Source organism: Cellulomonas sp. NS3 (genome assembly GCF_024757985.1).
Classification (GTDB): Bacteria; Actinomycetota; Actinomycetes; order Actinomycetales; family Cellulomonadaceae; genus Cellulomonas_A.
The window spans coordinates 2896302-2914345 of record NZ_CP103289.1 but is presented as its reverse complement, the minus strand read 5'-3'; the positions used below and the strand labels follow the sequence as shown (position 1 = coordinate 2914345).

Below are 18044 nucleotides of genomic sequence, written 5' to 3'. Positions count from 1 at the left end.
CGGGGTGTGTCAGAGACCGACCTCGGCCTCGAACGCACCCTCCTCGATGCGGGCCTTGACCGTCGCGAGGTAGCGCGACGCGTCGGCGCCGTCGACCAGGCGGTGGTCGTACGAGAGCGACAGGTAGCACATCGAGCGGATCGCGATGACCTCGCCGCCGTCCGCGTCCTTGGTGACGACCGGGCGCTTGACGATCGCGCCCGTGCCGAGGATCGCCGACGTGCCGCCCGGGACGATCGGGGTGTCGAACAGCGCACCGCCGGAGCCCGTGTTCGTCACCGTGAAGGTCGCGCCGCTCAGCTCGTCGGGCGTGACCTTGTTGTCGCGCGTGCGGGCCGCGAGGTCCGCGATCTTGCGCGCGATGCCCGCGAGGTTGAGGTCGCCCGCGTCCCGGATCACCGGCGTCAGCAGCCCGCGCGGGGTGTCGACCGCGATGCTGACGTTCTCGTGCCCGTGGTACGTGATCTGGTTGCCCTCGAGCACGCCGTTGACCTTGGGGTGCACCTTGAGCGCCTCGACGGCCGCGAGCACGAAGAACGGCAGGAACGTGAGGTTCACGCCCTCGCGCGCCCGGAAGCCGTCCTTGGCGCTCGCCCGCAGGCGCGCGACCTTCGTGACGTCGACCTCGATGACCGTCGTGAGCTGCGCCTGGCTGTGCAGCGCGTCGACCATGCGCTCGGCGATGATCTGGCGGAGCCGGCTGGCCTTCTCCGTCGTCCCGCGCAGGGGCGAGACCTCGACCGCAGCGGCCGGCTTCGACGCGGCGGGCGCAGCGGCGGGTGCGGCAGCCGGGGCCTGGGCTGCGGCTGCGGCGCGGGCCGCCTCCTCCGCCTTGGCGGCCGCCTCGAGGACGTCCTCCTTGCGGATGCGCCCACCGACGCCGGTGCCCGTGAGGGTCGTGACGTCGACGCCCTTCTCCGCCGCGAGCTTGCGCACCAGCGGGGTCAGGTACGTGCCCGACGCGGACGCGCTCGGGGCGGGCGCTGCAGGCGCGCTCGGCGCGGGCGCGTGGGTCTCCTGCGGTGCCGGTGCCGGTGCCGGAGCGGCGGGCGCGGCGACCTGCTCGGCGGCGGGCTGCGGGGTCGGCGGTGCGGCCGGTGCCTGTGCCTCGTCCGGGGCCGCGACCTGCGGGGACGCCTCCGTGGCAGGGGCCGACGGCTGCTCCTGCGCGGCGGGGGCCGCAGACGGTGCCGGTGCCTCGGCGGGTGCGGCGGCACCGGAGCCGATCACGGCCAGGACGGCGCCGACCTCGACGGTCTCGTCCTCCTGGACGCGGATCTCCTGGAGCGTGCCGGCGAGCGGCGAGGGGATCTCCGTGTCCACCTTGTCGGTCGAGATCTCGAGCAGCGGCTCGTCGACCGCGACCTCGTCACCCACGGCCTTGAGCCACCGGGTCACGGTGCCCTCGGTCACGGACTCGCCGAGCGCGGGGAGCGTGACGTTCTCGCCACCGCCCGACGGGGCGGACGATGCGGCGGGCTGCTCGGCGGGAGCGGCCGGCGCCTCGGCGGCGGGCTGCTCGGGTGCCGCGGGCTGCTCGGCAGGAGCCTGCTCCTGCGCCGCGGGCGCCTCGGCGGCGGGCTGCTCGGCCGCGGGCTCGGCGGGGGCGGACCCGCCGCCCTCGCCGGAGCCGATCACGGCGAGGTTCGCGCCGACCTCGACGGTCTCGTCCTCCTGGACGAGGATCTGCTCGAGCACGCCGGCGAACGGCGAGGGGATCTCGGTGTCGACCTTGTCGGTCGAGATCTCGAGCAGGGGCTCGTCGACCTCGACGGTCTCGCCGACCTGCTTGAGCCAGCGGGTGACGGTTCCTTCGGTGACGGACTCGCCGAGGGCGGGGAGCTGCACGTTGTCGGACATGACCGCTCGTTCTCCTTCGATCGTGGGGTCAGTTGTGGGCGTGCAGCGGCTTGCCGGCGAGCGCGAGATGCGCCTCCCCGAGAGCCTCGTTCTGCGTAGGGTGGGCGTGCACGAGCGCCGCGACGTCCTCGGGGTAGGCCTCCCAGTTGACGATGAGCTGGCCCTCCCCGATGAGCTCGCCGACGCGCGCGCCGATCATGTGGACACCGATGACGGGGCCGTCCTTCTGGCGGACGAGCTTGACGAAGCCCGCCGTGCCGAGGATCTGGCTCTTGCCGTTGCCGCCGAGGTTGTACTCGAGGACCTCGACCGCGTCGGCCCCGTGGACCTCCTTGGCCTTGGCCTCGGTGAGGCCGACCGAGGCGACCTCGGGCTCGGAGTAGGTGACGCGCGGGATGCCCGACTCGACGATCGGCTGCGGGTTGAGGCCCGCGATCTCCTCGGCGACGAAGATGCCCTGCGCGAAGCCGCGGTGCGCGAGCTGCAGGCCGGGGACGATGTCGCCGACCGCGTAGACGTTGCCGACGCCGGTGTGCAGGCGCTCGTTCGTGAGGACGAAGCCGCGGTCGAGCGTGAGGCCCTGCTCCTCGTAGCCGAGGTCGGCGGTGCGCGGGCCGCGGCCGACGGCGACGAGCAGGTACTCGGCGTCGAACGTCTTGCCGTCCTCGAGCGAGACGTGCACGCCGTTCTCGTCCTGCGTGACGCCGGCGAACCGCACGCCCAGGTTGAACTTGATGCCGCGCTTGCGGAACGCGCGCTCGAACGCCTTCGACAGCGCCTCGTCCTCGTTCGCGACGAGGTGGGGGAGCGCCTCGATGATCGTGACGTCCGCGCCGAACGACTTCCAGACGCTCGCGAACTCCGAGCCGATGACGCCGCCGCCGAGCACGATGACCGACTTCGGGACCTCGGTGAGGTCGAGCGCCTCGGTCGAGGTGAGGATGCGGCCGCCGATCTCGAGGCCGGGGAGCGAGCGCGCGTACGAGCCGGTCGCGACGACGACGTGCTTGCCGGTGTACCGCTGACCGTCGACCTCGACGGTGTCCTTCGCGACGAGGCGCCCGTGGCCCTCGATCACGGTGATCTTGCGCGACTTGATCAGGCCCTGGAGGCCCTTGTACAGGCGGCCGATGACCGAGTCCTTGTACTGCTGGACGCCGGCCATGTCGATGCTCTTGAGCTCCGTGTGCACCCCGAAGTGCGCACCCTCGCGGGCGTCGTCGGCGAGCTGCGCGGCGTGCAGGAACGCCTTCGTCGGGATGCAGCCCCAGTGCAGGCAGGTGCCGCCGAGCTTGCTCTCCTCGACGAGAGCCACGTTGAGGCCGAGCTGGGCGCCGCGGAGCGCAGCCGCGTAGCCACCACTCCCTCCGCCCAGGACGACGATGTCGAAAGCGGATCCGGTCGTGTCGGCCACGTGCAACTCCTCAGCGCAATTCTGTGCAGGCGTGTGGTGGGCTGGGTGCTCGCCGACCATCTTGTCACCGTAGGGCCCGCCGAACGAACCGGACCAGCCACGACGCGGTGTGACGCTCCGAACAGTCATCCCATGACTCGGCGCGGTCGGCGGGCGGGAGCCCACACGCGACGTTCACGCGGCTCCCGGCGGACGCCCAGGTCCGGCCGCTACCCTCCACGGATGGGCCTGTTCTCACGCCGCCGTCGCCGCTCACCGGGGAGCGAGGAGGCCGCACCGACCGGGCGCGCCGCGCAGCAGGCCACGGTCGCGCACTTCCGGGACTTCATCGACACCCGCGTCGGCGTCGAGGCCTACGTCGAGCCGCAGACGAACGTGACCCAGACGACGCTCATGCTCATCGCGACGACGGGCGAGTGGACGCGCCGTCGCGTGCCGGACGCGCGCGCCGCGCACGAGCTCGCGCGCGGCCTGGGCATCCCGGTGTACGACGTGCAGCGCACGGGCTACCCGCAGCGGATGCGCGACTGGAACTCCCGGCAGCGCATCGAGCGTCGCCGCGAGAACGCGCGCGAGGCCGGCCTGCACTGACGAGGTCGCACCTGCGGGCGCGTGACGCCGGGCAGCCCTGGCCCGGCCCCACGCGCCCCGCAGGCGCCCGTGCGGTCAGCGGCCGGCGTGGCCCCGCTGCTCGAGGAACGTGAGCATCGTGCGGACGCCGACCCCGGTGCCCCCGACGGGCGTGTACCCGTGGGCGGCCTTCTCGTTGAATGCGGGCCCCGCGATGTCGAGGTGCGCCCACGGGGTCCCGCCCGTGAACTCCTGCAGGAAGATCCCGGCCGTGAGCATCCCGCCGAAGCGGTCGCCGATGTTCGCGAGGTCGGCGACCTTCGACTTGAGCCCCGCGCGCAGGTCGGCCGGGAGCGGCATGGGCCAGAACAGCTCGCCCGCGCCCTCGGCGGCGGCGGTGACCTCGCCACGCACCGCGTCGGTGCCCATGACCGCGGAGACCCGGTTGCCGAGAGCGATCAGCTGGGCGCCGGTGAGCGTCGCGATGTCGAGCACGACGTCGGGCTTCTCCTCGGTCGCCGCGACGAGCCCGTCGGCGAGCACGAGCCGGCCCTCGGCGTCGGTGTTGAGCACCTCGACCGTCTTGCCGCCGCGGATCGTGATCACGTCCGACGGGCGCTGCGCGGTGCCGGACGGCATGTTCTCGGCGAGGCAGAGCCAGCCGGTGACGGCCACGGGCAGCTCGAGGCGCGCGGCCGCGAGGACCGTGTGCAGCACGGCGGCGGCGCCGGCCATGTCGGACTTCATGGCCTCCATGCCGGCCGCGGGCTTGATCGAGATGCCGCCCGAGTCGAACGTGATGCCCTTGCCGACGAGCGCGACCTTCGCGGCCGGCTTCGACGGGGTGTACGCGACCTTGACGAGCCGCGGGCCCCGCACGGAGCCGAGGCCGACGCCGAGCAGGCCGCCGTAGCCACCGGCGGCGAGCGCCTTCTCGTCGAGCACGGTGACCTTGAGGGCGCGCGCGCCGACGTCCTTGGCGGCGGCCTTCGCGAGATCGGCGAACGCCGACGGGAACAGGTCGTTGGGCGCGGTATTCACGAGGTCGCGCACGCCGTGGACGGCGTCGGCGAGGACCTCGGCGCGGGCGAGCGCGGCCTTGGCCCCGCGGTCGCGCACGAGCGGCGTGACGACCTGCAGCGTCGCGACCGGTGCGGACTTGGCCGCGGCATCGGCACCGCGGTAGCGCGTGTAGGAGTAGGCGCCGAGCAGCGCGCCCTCGGCGACCGCCGCGAGCGCAGCCACGTCGGCGGCGGGCAGGGCGACGGCGACCGACGCGACGCCGGCGAGCTCGCGGGTCGCCGCACCCGCGGCGCGGCGGAGCGCCTCGGGGGTCACGGCGTCGAGCGGGCCCACGCCGGTGAGCACGAGGACGCCGGCCTTGAGGCGCCCGGCGCTGGGCAGGCGGCGCACCTCGTCCTGGTCCCCGGAGATGCCGAGCGCGACGGCGTGCGCCGTCACCTCGGTGCGCACGGCCTGCGGCAGCGCGTCGGGGTCGAGCAGCCGCGGACCCTGGTCGGTCCGGGCGACGCCCACCACGAGGGCGTCGACGTCGAGGTGGGCAGGGTCCTGGGAGGTGAGGGTCGCACGGGGCACGCGTCGATGGTAGACCGCGACCTCCGACAGCCCCCGGCAGCCCCGCCGGCCACCCGACGGGCCGGCCCGGCGCTGGGACGCGCGTCACGCGGCCGGCGACCGGTGGCGGACCGCCGTGACGGGTAGCGTGGTCGCCCGTGCCAGGCCCCCTCACCGCGCTGGTCGCGGCCACGTCCCTCGCGCTCGCGGCGTGGGCCCTGTGGTTCGTCGTGCGCGACCGCGCCGTGATCCTGCGCCAGCTCTGGGGCGGCGCCGTCGTCGTCGGGCTGCTCGTCGTCCAGGCGGTCGTCGCGGGCGTCCTGCTCGCGCAGGGGGCGGCCTCGCCGGACGTCGCGCTGTTCTGGGGGTACGTGCTGACCCAGCTGATCCTGCTGCCGCTCGCCGCGGCGTGGGCGTTCGCGGAGCGCACCCGGTGGAGCTCGGTCGTGCTCCTCGGCGCCGCCCTGACGGTCGCGTTCCTCGAGATGCGTCTCACCCAGATCTGGGCCGCATGAGCGCCGCGCCCGGCGACACGCGGCCCAGGAGCACCGCGTCCGGCCCCGGCCGGGCGCTCGTCGCCGTCTACGGGGTCTTCGCGCTCGCCGCGAGCGCACGCGCGGCCTACCAGATCGCCACGAAGCTCGACGAGGCACCGCTCGCGTACGGCCTGTCGGCGCTCTCGGCGCTCGTCTACGTCCTCGCGACGGTCGCCCTCGCGCGCGGCGGCGGTCGGTGGCGCGCGGTCGCGTGGGTCGCGGTCGGCATCGAGCTCGTCGGGGTGCTCGCGGTCGGCGCGCTCTCGGTCCTCGACGCCGGGGACTTCCCGGACGAGACGGTCTGGTCGGCGTTCGGGCAGGGGTACGGCTACGTCCCCCTCGTGCTCCCGTTCCTCGGCCTCGCGTGGCTGTGGCGCACGCGAGCGGCGGCGGGTCGCGGTCCCGTCGCCTGACGGCGGCCGGCGCGGTCGCTGCCGTCGGAGGCCGTGCCCCGGCGGCTAGGTTGTCAGCCGTGTACAGCCTCCTGTTCCGTCTCGTCCTGCGTCGCCTCGACCCCGAGCGCGCGCACGAGCTCGCGTTCGCGCTGATCCGGCTCGTCGGTGAGCTGCCGCCGCTGCGGGCGCTCGTCGGCCGGTTCACGGCGCCCCCTCCCGCGGCGGCGGTGACGGTCCTGGGCCGCACGTTCCCCGCACGGTTCGGCCTGGCGGCGGGCTTCGACAAGAACGCCCGCGCGGTCCCCGGTCTCGTGATGCTCGGGTTCGGCTTCGTCGAGGTCGGCACGGTGACCGCGCACCCGCAGCCGGGCAACGAGCAGCCGCGGCTGTGGCGCGTGCTCGACCAGCGTGCGCTGCGCAACCGCATGGGCTTCAACAACGAGGGGTCCTCCGCGGTCGCGCTCCGGCTGCGCCGGCTGCGCGCGACCCCCCGGGGCCGGTCCCTGGTCGTGGGGGTCAACATCGGCAAGACGAAGGTGACCCCGGCCGAGGACGCGCCGGCCGACTACGCCACGAGCGCCGGGCGGCTCGCCCCGTACGCGGACTACCTCGTGGTCAACGTGTCGTCGCCCAACACCCCGGGCCTGCGCGACCTGCAGTCCGTCGAGGCGCTGCGCCCGATCCTCGAGGCCACGCGCGCCGCCGCCGACGAGGCGACCGAGCGCGCCGGCCGGCCGCGCGTCCCGCTCCTGGTCAAGATCGCCCCCGACCTGTCCGACGACGACGTCGACGCGGTCGCCGACCTCGCGCTCGACCTCCGGCTCGACGGCGTGGTCGCGGTCAACACGACGATCTCCCACGACCTCGGCCCCGGCGGGCTGTCCGGGCCGCCGGTCCTCGAGCGCGGCCTCGACGTCGTGGCGCGCCTGCGCACGCGGCTCGGGCCGGACCCGGTCGTGATCGGCGTCGGCGGCATCACCACGGCCGCGGACGCGCGCGAGTACGTCGCCGTCGGCGCGACGCTCGTGCAGGGGTACACCGGGCTGATCTACCGTGGCCCCTTCTGGGCAGCGGGCGTCAACCGCGCGCTGGCAGCCGACGCCGCGCGCGCCGCGGCACGTGCGGGAGGCAGCTGATGGTGGTCCGGCCGCAGTGGGAGTGGACGTTCGACGACGCCGACGGCAGGCGCCTCGACCGGCCGGGCAGCCCCGCGTTCACGAACCAGTACGACGCCGAGCAGTGGCTCGGCGAGCAGTGGCGCGCGCTCGCGGCGGGCGGGGCGCACTCGGCCCAGCTCCTGCACGACGGCACGCCTGCCACGCCGCCGCTCGTGCTGCACGTGCCTTAGGGCGCGCCGGCGCCCGGCGCCCGTGAGCTCGGCCGCGGCGGACCGGAGCCCCCGAGCGGTGCCGGTCCGCCGCTCAGACCATCGCCTGCACGGGCGCCGAGCGGCGGGCGTCCTGCGGCATGCCCAGCGCGGCCCACGCCGCCGCGAGCCCGCGCACGCCGTTCTCGAGCACCTCGACCGGCTCGCTGAACGTGAGCCGCAGGTGCCGCTCGAAGCTCCCGTCGACCGCGAACGCCGGGCCGGGCAGCACGCGCACCCCGTGGCGGACGGCGAGGGCCGTGAACGCCGACGCCACCGGCGCCCCGAGGTCGGGCCACAGCGACAGCCCGCCCGCGGGCACGGGCACCTGCCACGACGGGATCTGCTCCGCGAGCTGGTCCACGAGCAGGTCGCGCCGCTCACGGAGCGCCGCACGACGGCCCGGCACGATCTCGTCGCGCCGGGCGAGGAGCTCGGCGGTCACGAGCTGCTCGAGGACCGCGGTCGCGATGTCGACGTGGCCGCGCAGGACCGCGAGCCGGGACACGAGGTCGGGGTGCGCGCGGATCCACCCGATGCGGAGCCCGCCCCAGTAGGTCTTGGACGCCGAACCCACGGAGACGACGAAGCCCGAGGCGGCGCCGGCACCCGCGAACGGCTCGGGCTCGGGGCCGTCGAGCGTGAGGTCGGTGAGGGCCTCGTCGCCGACGATCACCGTGCGATGGCGCCGTGCGAGCGCGCGGACGCGGTCGCGGGCCGCCGGGTCGAGGCTCGCGCCGGTCGGGTTGTGGTGGTCGGGGACCAGGTAGACGAGCCGGGGCGCGACCTGGCGCAGCGTGGACTCCAGCAGGTCGACGTCGACGCCCCCGGACGGCCCGGTGCTCACGGGCACGGGGACCGGGCGTCCTCCCGCCGCGCGCACGGTGTCGAGGGCGTGCGGGTAGGTGGGGTGCTCGACGACGACCCGGTCGCCGGGCCCGACGTGCGCGTGCACGAGCAGGTTGATCGCCTGCTGGGCGCCGCTCGTCACGAGGACCTGGTCCGGGGTCGTCGGGGTCCCGCGCTCGGTGTACCGCGCGGCGATCGCCTCGCGCAGCACCTGCAGCCCGAGCGGCTCGTAGCCGCGCCCGGACAGGTAGCGGGGGAGCGCGTCGAGCGCGGTCACGTACGCCGGGTGCAGCGCCGACGGCGCGGGCGGGGCGGCGATGGACAGGTCGGCGACGTCCGGCTGGGCCGGTCGCACGACGACGGGCGCGTGCACGCCCTGGGCGCCCGACGCGGGCAGCGTCGTGACGGTCCCGGAGCCCTGCCGGCTCACGAGGAAGCCCTCGTCGCGCAGCGTCCGGTACGCCGCGGTGGTCGTCGTGCGCGAGACGCCGAGCGCCTCGGCGAGCTCGCGCTCGCTCGGCAGACGTGTGCTGAGCGGCAGCGAACCGGCGTGCATCGCGGAGCGCACGCCGTCGGCCAGGGCGGCGTACGCGGGTCCGGGGCGCTGCCACGCCCCGAGCAGGCGCGCGAGCCCGCTCGCCGAGAGCCGGCGGTCGTTGGGCAGGTCCTCCGTGGTTGTCACGGGTCCACCTTCCCTCAAGTGGCTATTGAAGACAATGCCAACTCGCGATTGACTACTCCTATGGTCCTCTTCGCCGTCCTCGTCGCCGTCACCGTCCTCGTCGCCCTCGTGCAGCTGCCCGCCACCCTCAAGGGCGATGGCCTCGGCCACCGCCGGCCGCCCGCCTCCGAGCCGCACTGGGCCGACGGCAGCGCGCTCACCGCGGGGCTCCCCACCGGCCCCCGCATCCGCGGCCTGGTGTGACGGTCCGCACCGCGCCCGGCGACGGAGCGGTGCCGTCGGGTGTCCCGACCACGGGCTCGCCGTCGGGCGACCGCCCCGAGCTCCTGCCGACGACGCGCCGCGCACGTCGGTGGCTGCAGCTGCTCGTGGGGCTCGTCCTCTACGCCGCGTCCATCACGCTGCTGGTCCGGGCCGGCCTCGGCTCGACGCCGTGGGACGTGCTCTCGCAGGGGATCTCCCGGCGCACCGACCTGTCGTTCGGCACCGTCACGGTGCTCGTGAGCGTCGTCGTGCTGCTCGTGTGGATCCCGCTGCGCCAGCGGCCCGGCATCGGCACCGCCGCGAACGTCGTGGTCATCGGCGCGCTCGTCGACCCGTTCCTCGCGCTGCTCGCGCGGCTGCCCGAGCCGCTGCCGCTCGCGACCCGCATCGGGCTCGTCGTCGCCGGGATCCTGCTGAACGGTCTCGCGACCGCCCTGTACGTCGGCGTCCGCCTGGGCCCGGGCCCGCGCGACGGGCTCATGACGGGCCTCGTCGCCCGGACCGGCCGGTCGACCCGGCTCGTGCGCTCGACCATCGAGGTCGTCGTCGTGACCGTGGGCTGGCTGCTCGGCGGGACCGTCGGGCTCGGCACCCTCGCGTACGCGCTCGCGATCGGGCCGGTGGTCCACCACCTGCTGCCGCGGTTCACCGTCCGCTGAGCCGCTGAGCCGCTGAGCCGCGCGCCGGCCCGCCCGCCGGTGCCGGACGCACGACGGCCCGCCCTCCGCGGGAGGGCGGGCCGTCGGCGCGCTCAGCGGGACTTCGGGGAGCTCTTGGCCGTCTCTGCGGGGTCCGAGATCACCGAGTCGCCGAGGATCTCGTCGATCCGGTTGAGCAGCTCCGAGGGGATCTCGACGCCGGACGCCTTGACGTTCTCGGTGACCTGCTCGGGGCGCGACGCCCCGATGATCGCCGCCGCGACGTTCTGGTTCTGCAGCACCCAGGCCACCGCGAGCTGCGCGAGCGAGAGCCCGAGCTCGTCCGCCACCGGGCGCAGGTCCTGAACCCGCTGGAGCACCTCGGGCCTGTCGAGGAAGCGCGCGATCATCTTCGCGCCGCCCTTCTCGTCGGTCGCCCGCGAGCCCGCGGGCAGCGGCTGACCGGGCAGGTACTTGCCCGTGAGGACGCCCTGCGCGATCGGCGACCAGACGATCTGCGAGACGCCGAGCTCGGCCGACGTGGGCACGACCTCCCCCTCGATGACCCGGTACAGCGCCGAGTACTGCGGCTGGTTCGAGATGAGCTGGAACCCGAGCTCCTGCGCGAGCGCGTGGCCGGCACGGATCTGGTCCGCGGTCCACTCGCTGACGCCGATGTACAGCGCCTTCCCCGAGCGCACGACGTCGGCGAACGCCTGCATCGTCTCCTCGAGCGGCGTCGCGTGGTCGTAGCGGTGCGCCTGGTACAGGTCGACGTAGTCGGTGCGCAGCCGCTCGAGGGAGCCGTCGATCGACTCGAGGATGTGCTTGCGCGACAGGCCGGAGTCGTTGGGGCCCTGCGGACCGGTCGGCCAGTAGACCTTCGTGAAGATCTCGAGCGACTGGCGGCGCTGACCCTTGAGCGCCTTGCCGAGGACCTTCTCGGCCTTGGTGTTGGCGTACACGTCGGCGGTGTCGAACGACGTGATGCCGGCGTCGAGGGCGGCGTGCACGCACGCGACGGCGGCGTCCTTCTCGACCTGCGAGCCGTGCGTCAGCCAGTTGCCGTAGGTGATCTCCGAGATCTTGAGCCCGGAGCGTCCGAGGTAGCGGTAGTTGACCATGCCGCAACCCTACGATCGCCCGTCTCGCGCGGCCCGTCCGCGGCGTCACGGACCCCACGCGCCCGCGGGGTCAGGAGGGGTACTGGCCGTGCTTGACCTGCGGCTTGGGCAGCCGCGACGGGCGGATCTGGAACACGCGCAGGACGGCGTACATCGCGGTGCCCCGGACGACGACGTCCTCGCCGAACTTCGCGCGGAGGCGCTTCTTCAGGCCGCGCCACATGAGGTACGCGTCGAGCAGCATGACGAGGCTGAACGCGTACAGCGCGATGAGGACGACGAAGGCGGCGTTCGGGTTGACCTGCGCGAGCACGATCTGCAGCACGAGCATCACGAGCGCGACGGGCAGGAACATCTCCCCGAGGTTCCAGCGCGCGTCGACGTGGTCGCGGATGTAGCGCCGCACGGGCCCCTTGTCCTTCGCGGGCAGGAACCGCTCATCGCCGGTCTGCAGCGCCTGGTACTGGCGGTCGCGCGCGGCCCGCTGCTCGAGGCGCGCAGCCTTCGCGGCGCCCTTGCGGTCGGCGGGGACGAGGGGTCGGCGGTTGGCCGACTCGGCGACCTTGCGACGCGGCGTCGGGCGCCCCTTGCCGTCGCGGACGGCGTCGTCCGGGCCCGGGGTGCCGAGGGGCGCGGGGGAGGTGGGTCCCTGGTCCTTGCTGCTGCGTCCGAACACCCGTCCAGGGTAGTCGAGTAGCGTGCGGGTCCGTGACGAACGACTCCTCCACGCCCGCCGGCCCCACCCCCGCCGGCTCCCCGCTCGCACCCGACGCCCCGCTCACGACCGACCAGGTCGAGCAGCTGCGGTCCCGCACGGCACGCGAGTTCCCGCGCCTGCGCACCGACCTCGAGGACCTCGTGCGGATCCCGAGCGTCTCCAACGCCGAGTTCGACCAGGCGCACGTCGCCGCGAGCGCCGACGCGGTCGCCGCGCTCCTGCGCGACGCGGGGCTCGACGACGTGCAGGTGCTGCGCGTCGACGGGCCGGACGGCCGCCCGGGCGCACCCGCGGTCGTGGCGCGCCGGCCCGCACCGGCCGGCGCGCCGACCGTCCTGCTGTACGCGCACCACGACGTCCAGCCGCCGGGCGACGACGCCGCGTGGTCGAGCGCGCCGTTCGAGCCGACCGAGCGCGGCGGGCGGCTCTACGGGCGCGGGGCGGCCGACGACAAGGCCGGCGTGATCGCGCACCTCGGGGCGCTGCGCGTGCTCGGCGACGACCTCGGCGTCGGCGTGACGGTCTTCGTCGAGGGCGAGGAGGAGATCGGCTCGCCGACGTTCCTGCCGTTCCTGACGGCGCACCGCGACGAGCTCGCGGCCGACGTCATCGTCGTGGCGGACTCGAGCAACTGGCGCATCGGCGTCCCGGCGCTCACGACGTCGCTGCGCGGGCTCGTGGACCTCGAGGTCGAGGTCACCGTCCTCGAGCACGCGGTGCACTCCGGCATGTACGGCGGGCCGGTGCTCGACGCGGTCACGCTCCTGGCCCGGCTCATCGCGACGCTGCACGACGACGCGGGCGACGTCGCGGTGGCCGGGCTGACCAGCGCGCCCGACCCGACCGTCGACTACGACGAGGTCGCGCTGCGCGCCGACGCCTCGGTCGTCGAGGGTGCCCGGCTCGCCGGGACCGGTCCGCTGACGGCCCGCCTGTGGACCCGGCCGGCGCTCTCGGTCATCGGGCTCGACGCGCCGAGCGTCGCGCGGGCGTCGAACACGCTGACCCCGACGGCGACCGCGAAGCTCAGCCTCCGGATCCCGCCCGGGCAGGAGCCCGCCGCCGCGCTGGCCGCGCTGCGTGAGCACCTGCACGCGCACGCGCCGCTCGGAGCGCGCGTCACGGTCCGCGACGGGGAGCTCGGCCGACCGTTCCAGTCGCCGCAGGACTCCGAGGCGATGCGCGCGGCGCGCTGGGCGTTCGCGCAGGCCTGGGGCACCGACCCGGTCGACGTGGGCGTGGGCGGCTCGATCCCGTTCATCGCCGAGCTCCTCGAGGTCTACCCCGACGCCGCGATCCTCGTGACGGGCGTCGAGGACCCGGACAGCCGCGCGCACGGGATCGACGAGTCGGTGCACCTCGGCGAGCTCGAGCGCGTCGTGCTCGCGGAGGCGCTCCTGCTGGCCCGGCTCGCGCGGGACGCCCGCGCCTGACGACCGGTCACCGGGCGGTCCGGCGGCCGTGCGCCGTCAGACCGCCCGGTGCGCCAGGTCGAGCGCGCGGGACCACGTGACGACGGGCTCCGGCAGCGGCGGGCTGACCGGGTCGAGCCCGAACAGCTCGGCGACCTCGGGCGAGGGAACCGTGCCGCCGCTGCGCGCGAGGAAGCGCGCCACGACCCACGCGTCGGCGACGACCTCGACGGCGCCGTCGCGCCCGGTCCGCTCGAAGCGCTGGTCGAGGTAGATGACCCGCTCGTCCCACCCGAGCACGCGCGTGACGATCGTGAACCGCTCCCACAGCGTCATCGAGCGCCGGAACCGGATCGACTCGCCGACCACCACCGGGAACCAGCCCCGGGCGTCGAGCGCCGACTGCGCGCCCGAGCGCAGGGTCATGTCCACGCGCCCGATGTCGAGCAGCGTCAGGAACGCACCGTTGTTGACGTGCCGCAGCAGGTCGAGGTCGTTGGGCATGACGCGCAGCGTCGTGCGGTACTCCCCGAGCGGGGAGCCGGGCGACGGCGCGGACGGCGTGTGCGCGGACCGCCGCGCCCGCAGCCACACGAGCAGGAGGCGCAGGTACCGGTTCACCGGGTCAGACCGGGGGAGCGGGGTCGTACTGGATCCCGCGGCGCACCGCGCGCGCCTCGTCCACCGACTCGAGCCGGGCCACGAGGTGCAGCGCCATGTCGATGCCCGCGGACACGCCCGCGGACGTGACGACGTCGCCGTCGTCCACGAAGCGCGCGTCGGCGTCGATGAGCACCGTCGGGTCGAGCTGCGCGAGCTCGTCGAGCGCGCCCCAGTACGTCGTCGCCGGGCGGCCGGAGAGCAGGCCCGCCGCGGCGTACACGAGCGCGCCGGTGCACACGCTGGTCATGAGCGCGGTCGTGGACCGCAGCTGCCGGACCCACGCGAGGTGCTCGGAGTCCTTCGCGAGCAGGCGCGTGCCCTTGCCGCCGGGGTGGACGACGACGTGCAGCGGTCCGACGTCCTCGGCCGAGCGGTCGGGGACGAGGCGCAGGCCCTTCGCGCAGCGCACCCCGTTCCCGTCGCGGGAGAACGTCACGACCTCGGGCTTGAGCTCGGAGTGCTGCGCCCACCACGCGAGCACCTCGTAGGGCCCGACGACGTCGAGCTCCTCGGCGTCGTCGAACACGAACACCCCGACCCGCACCGGGCTCTGCGTGCTCATGCGCCGTACCCCGGCAGCGCGAGCATCTGGTCGAGCGCGACCCGGGCCCAGTGGGCGTCGTCCGCGTCGACGACGATGCGGTTGACGACCCGGCCGGCCACGAGCGACTCCAGCGTCCACACGAGGTGCGGCAGGTCGATGCGGTTCATCGTCGAGCAGAAGCACACCGTCGAGTCGAGGTAGTGCACCTGCTTGTCGGCGTGCGCGCGAGCCAGGCGCCGGACCAGGTTGAGCTCGGTGCCGATCGCCCACGACGACCCCGGCTCCGCCGCGGCGAGCGCCTGGATGATGTACTCCGTCGAGCCGACCATGTCCGCCGCGGTCACGACCTCGTGCTTGCACTCGGGGTGCACCAGGACGTGGACGCCGGGGACCGCCGCCCGGATGTCGGTGACGTTGCGCTCGGAGAAGCGGCCGTGCACCGAGCAGTGCCCGCGCCACAGGATCATCCGCGCGTCCTTGAGCTGCTGGGCGGTGAGCCCGCCGTTCGGCCGGCGCGGGTCGAACACCACGCAGTCGTCGAGCGAGAGCCCGAGCTGGTTCACCGCGGTGTTGCGGCCGAGGTGCTGGTCGGGCATGAACAGGACCTTGCCCGTGCCCTCGACGCCGCCGACCTTGTCGAACGCCCAGCGCAGCGCGACGTGCGCGTTCGACGACGTGCAGACCGTGCCGCCGTGGCGCCCGGTGAACGCCTTGATCGCCGCCGTGGAGTTCATGTACGTCACGGGGACGGTGTCCTCCGCGACGCCCGCCTCGACCAGCACGTCCCACGCGTCCTCGACCTGGTCGATCGCCGCCATGTCCGCCATCGAGCAGCCCGCCGCGAGGTCCGGGAGCACGACCTGCTGGGCGTCGGACGTGAGGATGTCCGCCGACTCGGCCATGAAGTGCACGCCGCAGAACACGATGAACTCGGCCTCCGGGCGGGCCGCCGCCTCGCGCGCGAGCTTGAACGAGTCCCCGGTGACGTCCGCGAGGTCGATCACCTCGTCGCGCTGGTAGTGGTGGCCGAGCACGAACGCGCGGTCGCCGAGGGCGGCGCGGGCCGCGTGCGCGCGCTCGACGAGGTCGGGGTCGCTCGCGGCCGGCAGCGACCCGACGCACTCGACGCCGCGCTCGGAGGCGAGGTCGACCCCGCGCCCGAGGAGCAGCAGCGCCGACGGGGCGGGCTCCGTGAACGTGGTGTCCTGCGGCGGTGTCGTGAGGGTCACGGCGCGATCTTCCCACAGCGCGCCGTGACAGGATCGGCGGCGTGCGCGTGCTGATCGCCCCCGACGACTTCGGCGGGACCCTCACGGCCCAGGAGGCCGCGACCGTGCTCCGTGACGGCTGGTTGCGCGCCGTCCCGGGGTCGGACGTGCGCGTGTGCCCGTTGTCCGACGGTGGCCCCGGCTTCCTCGCGACGCTGCGCGCGAGCCTCGGTGGCGAGATGCTCTCGGTGACCGTCCGTTCGCCGCTCGGCGAGCCGGTCCCGGCCGCGGTGCTCGTGGTCGCCGGCGCGGACGGCGGTCCGGGGACGGCGTACGTCGAGTCGGCGCACGCCGCGGGCCTCGCGCTCGTCCCGCCCGGGCGGCGGGACCCGGCGGTGACCAGCACGTACGGCGTCGGGGAGCTGCTGCGCGCCGCGGTCGCGACCGGTGTCCGGCGCGTGGTCGTCGGGCTCGGCGGCTCCGCGACCAACGACGCGGGTGCCGGGATGCTCGCCGCGCTCGGTGTCGGCGGCCCGCCGTCGCCGCTCGGGCGTGGCGGTGGTGAGCTCGGCGACGTCCTCGCCGAGGACCTCGACGCGCTCGCGGACGTCCGCTCGGGACTGGCCGGTGTCGAGCTCGTCGGCGCGTACGACGTCGACGTGCCCCTGCTCGGGCTGCACGGCGCGAGCGCGGGCTTCGCGGCGCAGAAGGGCGCGACCCCGGTGCAGGCCCAGGAGCTCGAGCGCGCCCTCGGGCACTTCGCGCACGTCGCGGTCGGGGCGCTCGCCGGGTCCGTCCGGCCCGACCTGCTCGCGGGCGCCCGGGCGTCGGCGCCGGTGACCCGGCTCGCCGCGCAGCCCGGCGCGGGAGCGGCCGGCGGCCTCGGCTTCGGGCTCGCGCTCCTCGGCGCGCGCCTGCTGCCGGGCTCGGCGCTCGTGGCCGACGCGGTCGGGCTCGGTGAGCGCATCGCGGACGTCGACGTGGTGCTCACGGGCGAGGGCCGGTTCGACTGGCAGTCGCTGCACGGCAAGGTCGTCGCCGCGGTCGCCGCGCGTGCGCTGCCGCTCGCGGTGCCCACGGTCGTGCTCGCGGGGCAGGTGGACGTCGGGCGCCGTGAGTGGGGCGCCGCGGGGATCGCCGCCGCGTACGCGGTCGCCGAGACGCCCGAGCAGGTCCGGGAGTCGCTCGCGGACCCCGCCGGGACCCTCGGGCGCCGGGTCGAGCGGGTCGCGCGGACCTGGGCGCGCTGACAGCCGGGCCCGAGGCCTGCGACGTCGAGCGTCCGTGCCGTGCGCGTCACGCAGGGCGTGCGCAGGAGGGCTCCGCACCGCGGCGTACGCTGAGGGAACAAGACGCGGCGCCGGGCTGTTGACGACGCTGACGAGAGTGCTGAGCACCACTCGACCTTTCCTCGAGGCACGGGAGCAACCAATGAGCGAGACCACCGAGACCGCGACGCACGGCGTCCTCCTCACCGACGTCGCCGCGGGCAAGGTCCGCAGCCTGCTCGAGCAGGAGGGGCGCGACGACCTGCGTCTGCGCGTCGCCGTCCAGCCCGGCGGCTGCTCGGGCCTGATCTACCAGCTCTACTTCGACGAGCGCGTGCTCGACGGCGACGCCCTCAAGGACTACGACGGCGTCGAGGTCGTCGTGGACCGCATGAGCGTCCCGTACCTCGACGGCGCGACGATCGACTTCGCCGACACCATCGAGAAGCAGGGCTTCACGATCGACAACCCGAACGCGGGCAGCTCGTGCGCGTGCGGCGGCTCGTTCGGCTGAGCCGACGGCTCGCAGCTCCACCGTTGACGTCGCAGGGCCCGGCACCCGAGGGGTGCCGGGCCCTGCTGCGTCCCCGCCCGTCGGCGACGGCCCACCCGCTCGCCGGCCGGGCGGCCGGCGTGGGCTGCGCACCCGGTCGTCGACCGGGCGCCGCCCGCCGGCTGCACCCCGTCGCGGGCCGCGCACCCGAGGGGCGTCGTGCGTCGCGGAGTCAGTCCGCCGGCCCCACCCGCACGCTGATCGCGAGCGCGCCCTCGGGCTCCTCGCGGGACGCGACGACCGCGTGCCCGCGCAGCCGCGCCCACGCCGGGACGTCGTGCCGCGCCGCCGGGTCCGTCGAGAGCACCGTGAGCACCGCGCCGGGTGCCGCGTCACGGGCCGCGCGGGCGAGGCGGATCACGGGGATCGGGCAGCGCAGCCCGCGGGCGTCGACCACCACGCCGT

The 18044-nt window shown here is 75.0% G+C and carries 20 protein-coding genes; 10 read left to right on the top strand and 10 right to left on the bottom strand.

Annotation, left to right across the window (positions count from 1 at the left end; genetic code table 11):
* Positions 1 to 9: 9 nt before the first annotated feature.
* Together sucB and lpdA are read right to left on the bottom strand one after the other, a co-directional pair.
* Positions 10 to 1860 carry a 2-oxoglutarate dehydrogenase, E2 component, dihydrolipoamide succinyltransferase gene (sucB, locus tag NXY84_RS13335; protein ID WP_258723571.1) on the bottom strand — a complete coding sequence of 617 codons (1851 nt, stop codon included), beginning with the start codon at positions 1858 to 1860 and terminating at the stop codon, positions 10 to 12.
* A 28-nt stretch (positions 1861 to 1888) separates the two neighbouring features.
* Entirely contained in the window at positions 1889 to 3274 is a 1386-nt protein-coding gene (gene lpdA / locus NXY84_RS13330; RefSeq protein ID WP_258723570.1) for a dihydrolipoyl dehydrogenase, read from the bottom strand.
* 222 nt (positions 3275 to 3496) lie between these two features.
* Here lpdA and NXY84_RS13325 point away from each other — a divergent pair, with 222 nt between their 5' ends.
* Positions 3497 to 3865, top strand: a complete 369-nt coding sequence (locus tag NXY84_RS13325) for an oxidoreductase (protein ID WP_258723569.1) — start codon at positions 3497 to 3499, stop codon at positions 3863 to 3865.
* Positions 3866 to 3940: 75 nt separating this feature from the next.
* On the opposite strand, the gene NXY84_RS13320 is transcribed toward NXY84_RS13325, so the two are convergent.
* Positions 3941 to 5440 (bottom strand): leucyl aminopeptidase, encoded by a 1500-nt coding sequence (locus tag NXY84_RS13320; protein WP_258723568.1) that lies wholly within the window; start codon positions 5438 to 5440, stop codon positions 3941 to 3943.
* A gap of 137 nt (positions 5441 to 5577) precedes the next feature.
* On the opposite strand from NXY84_RS13320, the gene NXY84_RS13315 reads away from it, so the two are divergent.
* Genes NXY84_RS13315 through NXY84_RS13300 form a run of 4 tightly spaced genes read left to right on the top strand, consistent with a single transcriptional unit; the run spans position 5578 to position 7698 of the window.
* The gene (locus NXY84_RS13315; protein ID WP_258723567.1) at positions 5578 to 5934 is read left to right on the top strand and encodes a hypothetical protein; all 357 of its coding nucleotides are present in this window, start codon (positions 5578 to 5580) and stop codon (positions 5932 to 5934) included.
* Positions 5931 to 6368, top strand: coding sequence for a hypothetical protein (locus NXY84_RS13310; RefSeq protein ID WP_258723566.1), 438 nt, complete (start codon positions 5931 to 5933; stop codon positions 6366 to 6368). The genes NXY84_RS13315 and NXY84_RS13310 overlap by 4 nt, the downstream gene beginning before the upstream one ends.
* A gap of 59 nt (positions 6369 to 6427) precedes the next feature.
* Positions 6428 to 7486: a quinone-dependent dihydroorotate dehydrogenase gene (locus NXY84_RS13305; protein WP_258723565.1), complete on the top strand. Its 1059-nt coding sequence runs from the start codon at positions 6428 to 6430 to the stop codon at positions 7484 to 7486.
* A complete protein-coding gene (locus tag NXY84_RS13300; protein WP_258723564.1) occupies positions 7486 to 7698 on the top strand; it encodes a hypothetical protein in 213 nt (70 codons plus the stop codon). The genes NXY84_RS13305 and NXY84_RS13300 overlap by 1 nt, the downstream gene beginning before the upstream one ends.
* 73 nt (positions 7699 to 7771) lie before the next feature.
* On the opposite strand, the gene NXY84_RS13295 is transcribed toward NXY84_RS13300, so the two are convergent.
* The gene (locus NXY84_RS13295) at positions 7772 to 9247 is read right to left on the bottom strand and encodes a PLP-dependent aminotransferase family protein (protein WP_258723563.1); all 1476 of its coding nucleotides are present in this window, start codon (positions 9245 to 9247) and stop codon (positions 7772 to 7774) included.
* A 60-nt stretch (positions 9248 to 9307) separates the two neighbouring features.
* Between NXY84_RS13295 and NXY84_RS13290 the strand changes: the two genes are divergently transcribed.
* Both NXY84_RS13290 and NXY84_RS13285 read left to right on the top strand, forming a co-directional pair.
* A complete protein-coding gene (locus NXY84_RS13290) occupies positions 9308 to 9490 on the top strand; it encodes a hypothetical protein (protein ID WP_258723562.1) in 183 nt (60 codons plus the stop codon).
* A gap of 83 nt (positions 9491 to 9573) precedes the next feature.
* A complete protein-coding gene (locus NXY84_RS13285) occupies positions 9574 to 10170 on the top strand; it encodes a YczE/YyaS/YitT family protein (protein WP_258727210.1) in 597 nt (198 codons plus the stop codon).
* A gap of 92 nt (positions 10171 to 10262) precedes the next feature.
* Here the strand turns inward: NXY84_RS13285 and NXY84_RS13280 are convergent, their stop codons facing one another.
* Together NXY84_RS13280 and NXY84_RS13275 are read right to left on the bottom strand one after the other, a co-directional pair.
* Positions 10263 to 11273: an aldo/keto reductase family protein gene (locus NXY84_RS13280; RefSeq protein ID WP_258723561.1), complete on the bottom strand. Its 1011-nt coding sequence runs from the start codon at positions 11271 to 11273 to the stop codon at positions 10263 to 10265.
* 70 nt (positions 11274 to 11343) lie between these two features.
* Positions 11344 to 11949, bottom strand: coding sequence for a DUF3043 domain-containing protein (locus NXY84_RS13275; RefSeq protein ID WP_258723560.1), 606 nt, complete (start codon positions 11947 to 11949; stop codon positions 11344 to 11346).
* 32 nt (positions 11950 to 11981) lie between these two features.
* Between NXY84_RS13275 and NXY84_RS13270 the strand changes: the two genes are divergently transcribed.
* On the top strand, positions 11982 to 13424 hold the full coding sequence (locus tag NXY84_RS13270; protein WP_258723559.1) for a dipeptidase: 1443 nt from the start codon (positions 11982 to 11984) through the stop codon (positions 13422 to 13424).
* 36 nt (positions 13425 to 13460) lie between these two features.
* Here the strand turns inward: NXY84_RS13270 and NXY84_RS13265 are convergent, their stop codons facing one another.
* Genes NXY84_RS13265 through nadA form a run of 3 tightly spaced genes read right to left on the bottom strand, consistent with a single transcriptional unit; the run spans position 13461 to position 15839 of the window.
* On the bottom strand, positions 13461 to 14024 hold the full coding sequence (locus tag NXY84_RS13265) for an acyl-CoA thioesterase (protein ID WP_258723558.1): 564 nt from the start codon (positions 14022 to 14024) through the stop codon (positions 13461 to 13463).
* A 4-nt stretch (positions 14025 to 14028) separates the two neighbouring features.
* Entirely contained in the window at positions 14029 to 14628 is a 600-nt protein-coding gene (locus NXY84_RS13260) for a DJ-1/PfpI family protein (protein ID WP_258723557.1), read from the bottom strand.
* The gene (gene nadA, locus NXY84_RS13255; RefSeq protein ID WP_258723556.1) at positions 14625 to 15839 is read right to left on the bottom strand and encodes a quinolinate synthase NadA; all 1215 of its coding nucleotides are present in this window, start codon (positions 15837 to 15839) and stop codon (positions 14625 to 14627) included. The genes NXY84_RS13260 and nadA overlap by 4 nt, the downstream gene beginning before the upstream one ends.
* A gap of 41 nt (positions 15840 to 15880) precedes the next feature.
* On the opposite strand from nadA, the gene NXY84_RS13250 reads away from it, so the two are divergent.
* Positions 15881 to 17068, top strand: a complete 1188-nt coding sequence (locus NXY84_RS13250) for a glycerate kinase (protein WP_258723554.1) — start codon at positions 15881 to 15883, stop codon at positions 17066 to 17068.
* Positions 17069 to 17249: 181 nt separating this feature from the next.
* Complete coding sequence (locus tag NXY84_RS13245) at positions 17250 to 17600, top strand: HesB/IscA family protein (RefSeq protein WP_034632266.1); 351 nt, start codon at positions 17250 to 17252, stop codon at positions 17598 to 17600.
* Positions 17601 to 17811: 211 nt separating this feature from the next.
* On the opposite strand, the gene NXY84_RS13240 is transcribed toward NXY84_RS13245, so the two are convergent.
* Positions 17812 to 18039, bottom strand: coding sequence for a sulfurtransferase TusA family protein (locus tag NXY84_RS13240; protein ID WP_258723553.1), 228 nt, complete (start codon positions 18037 to 18039; stop codon positions 17812 to 17814).
* Positions 18040 to 18044: the final 5 nt, after the last annotated feature.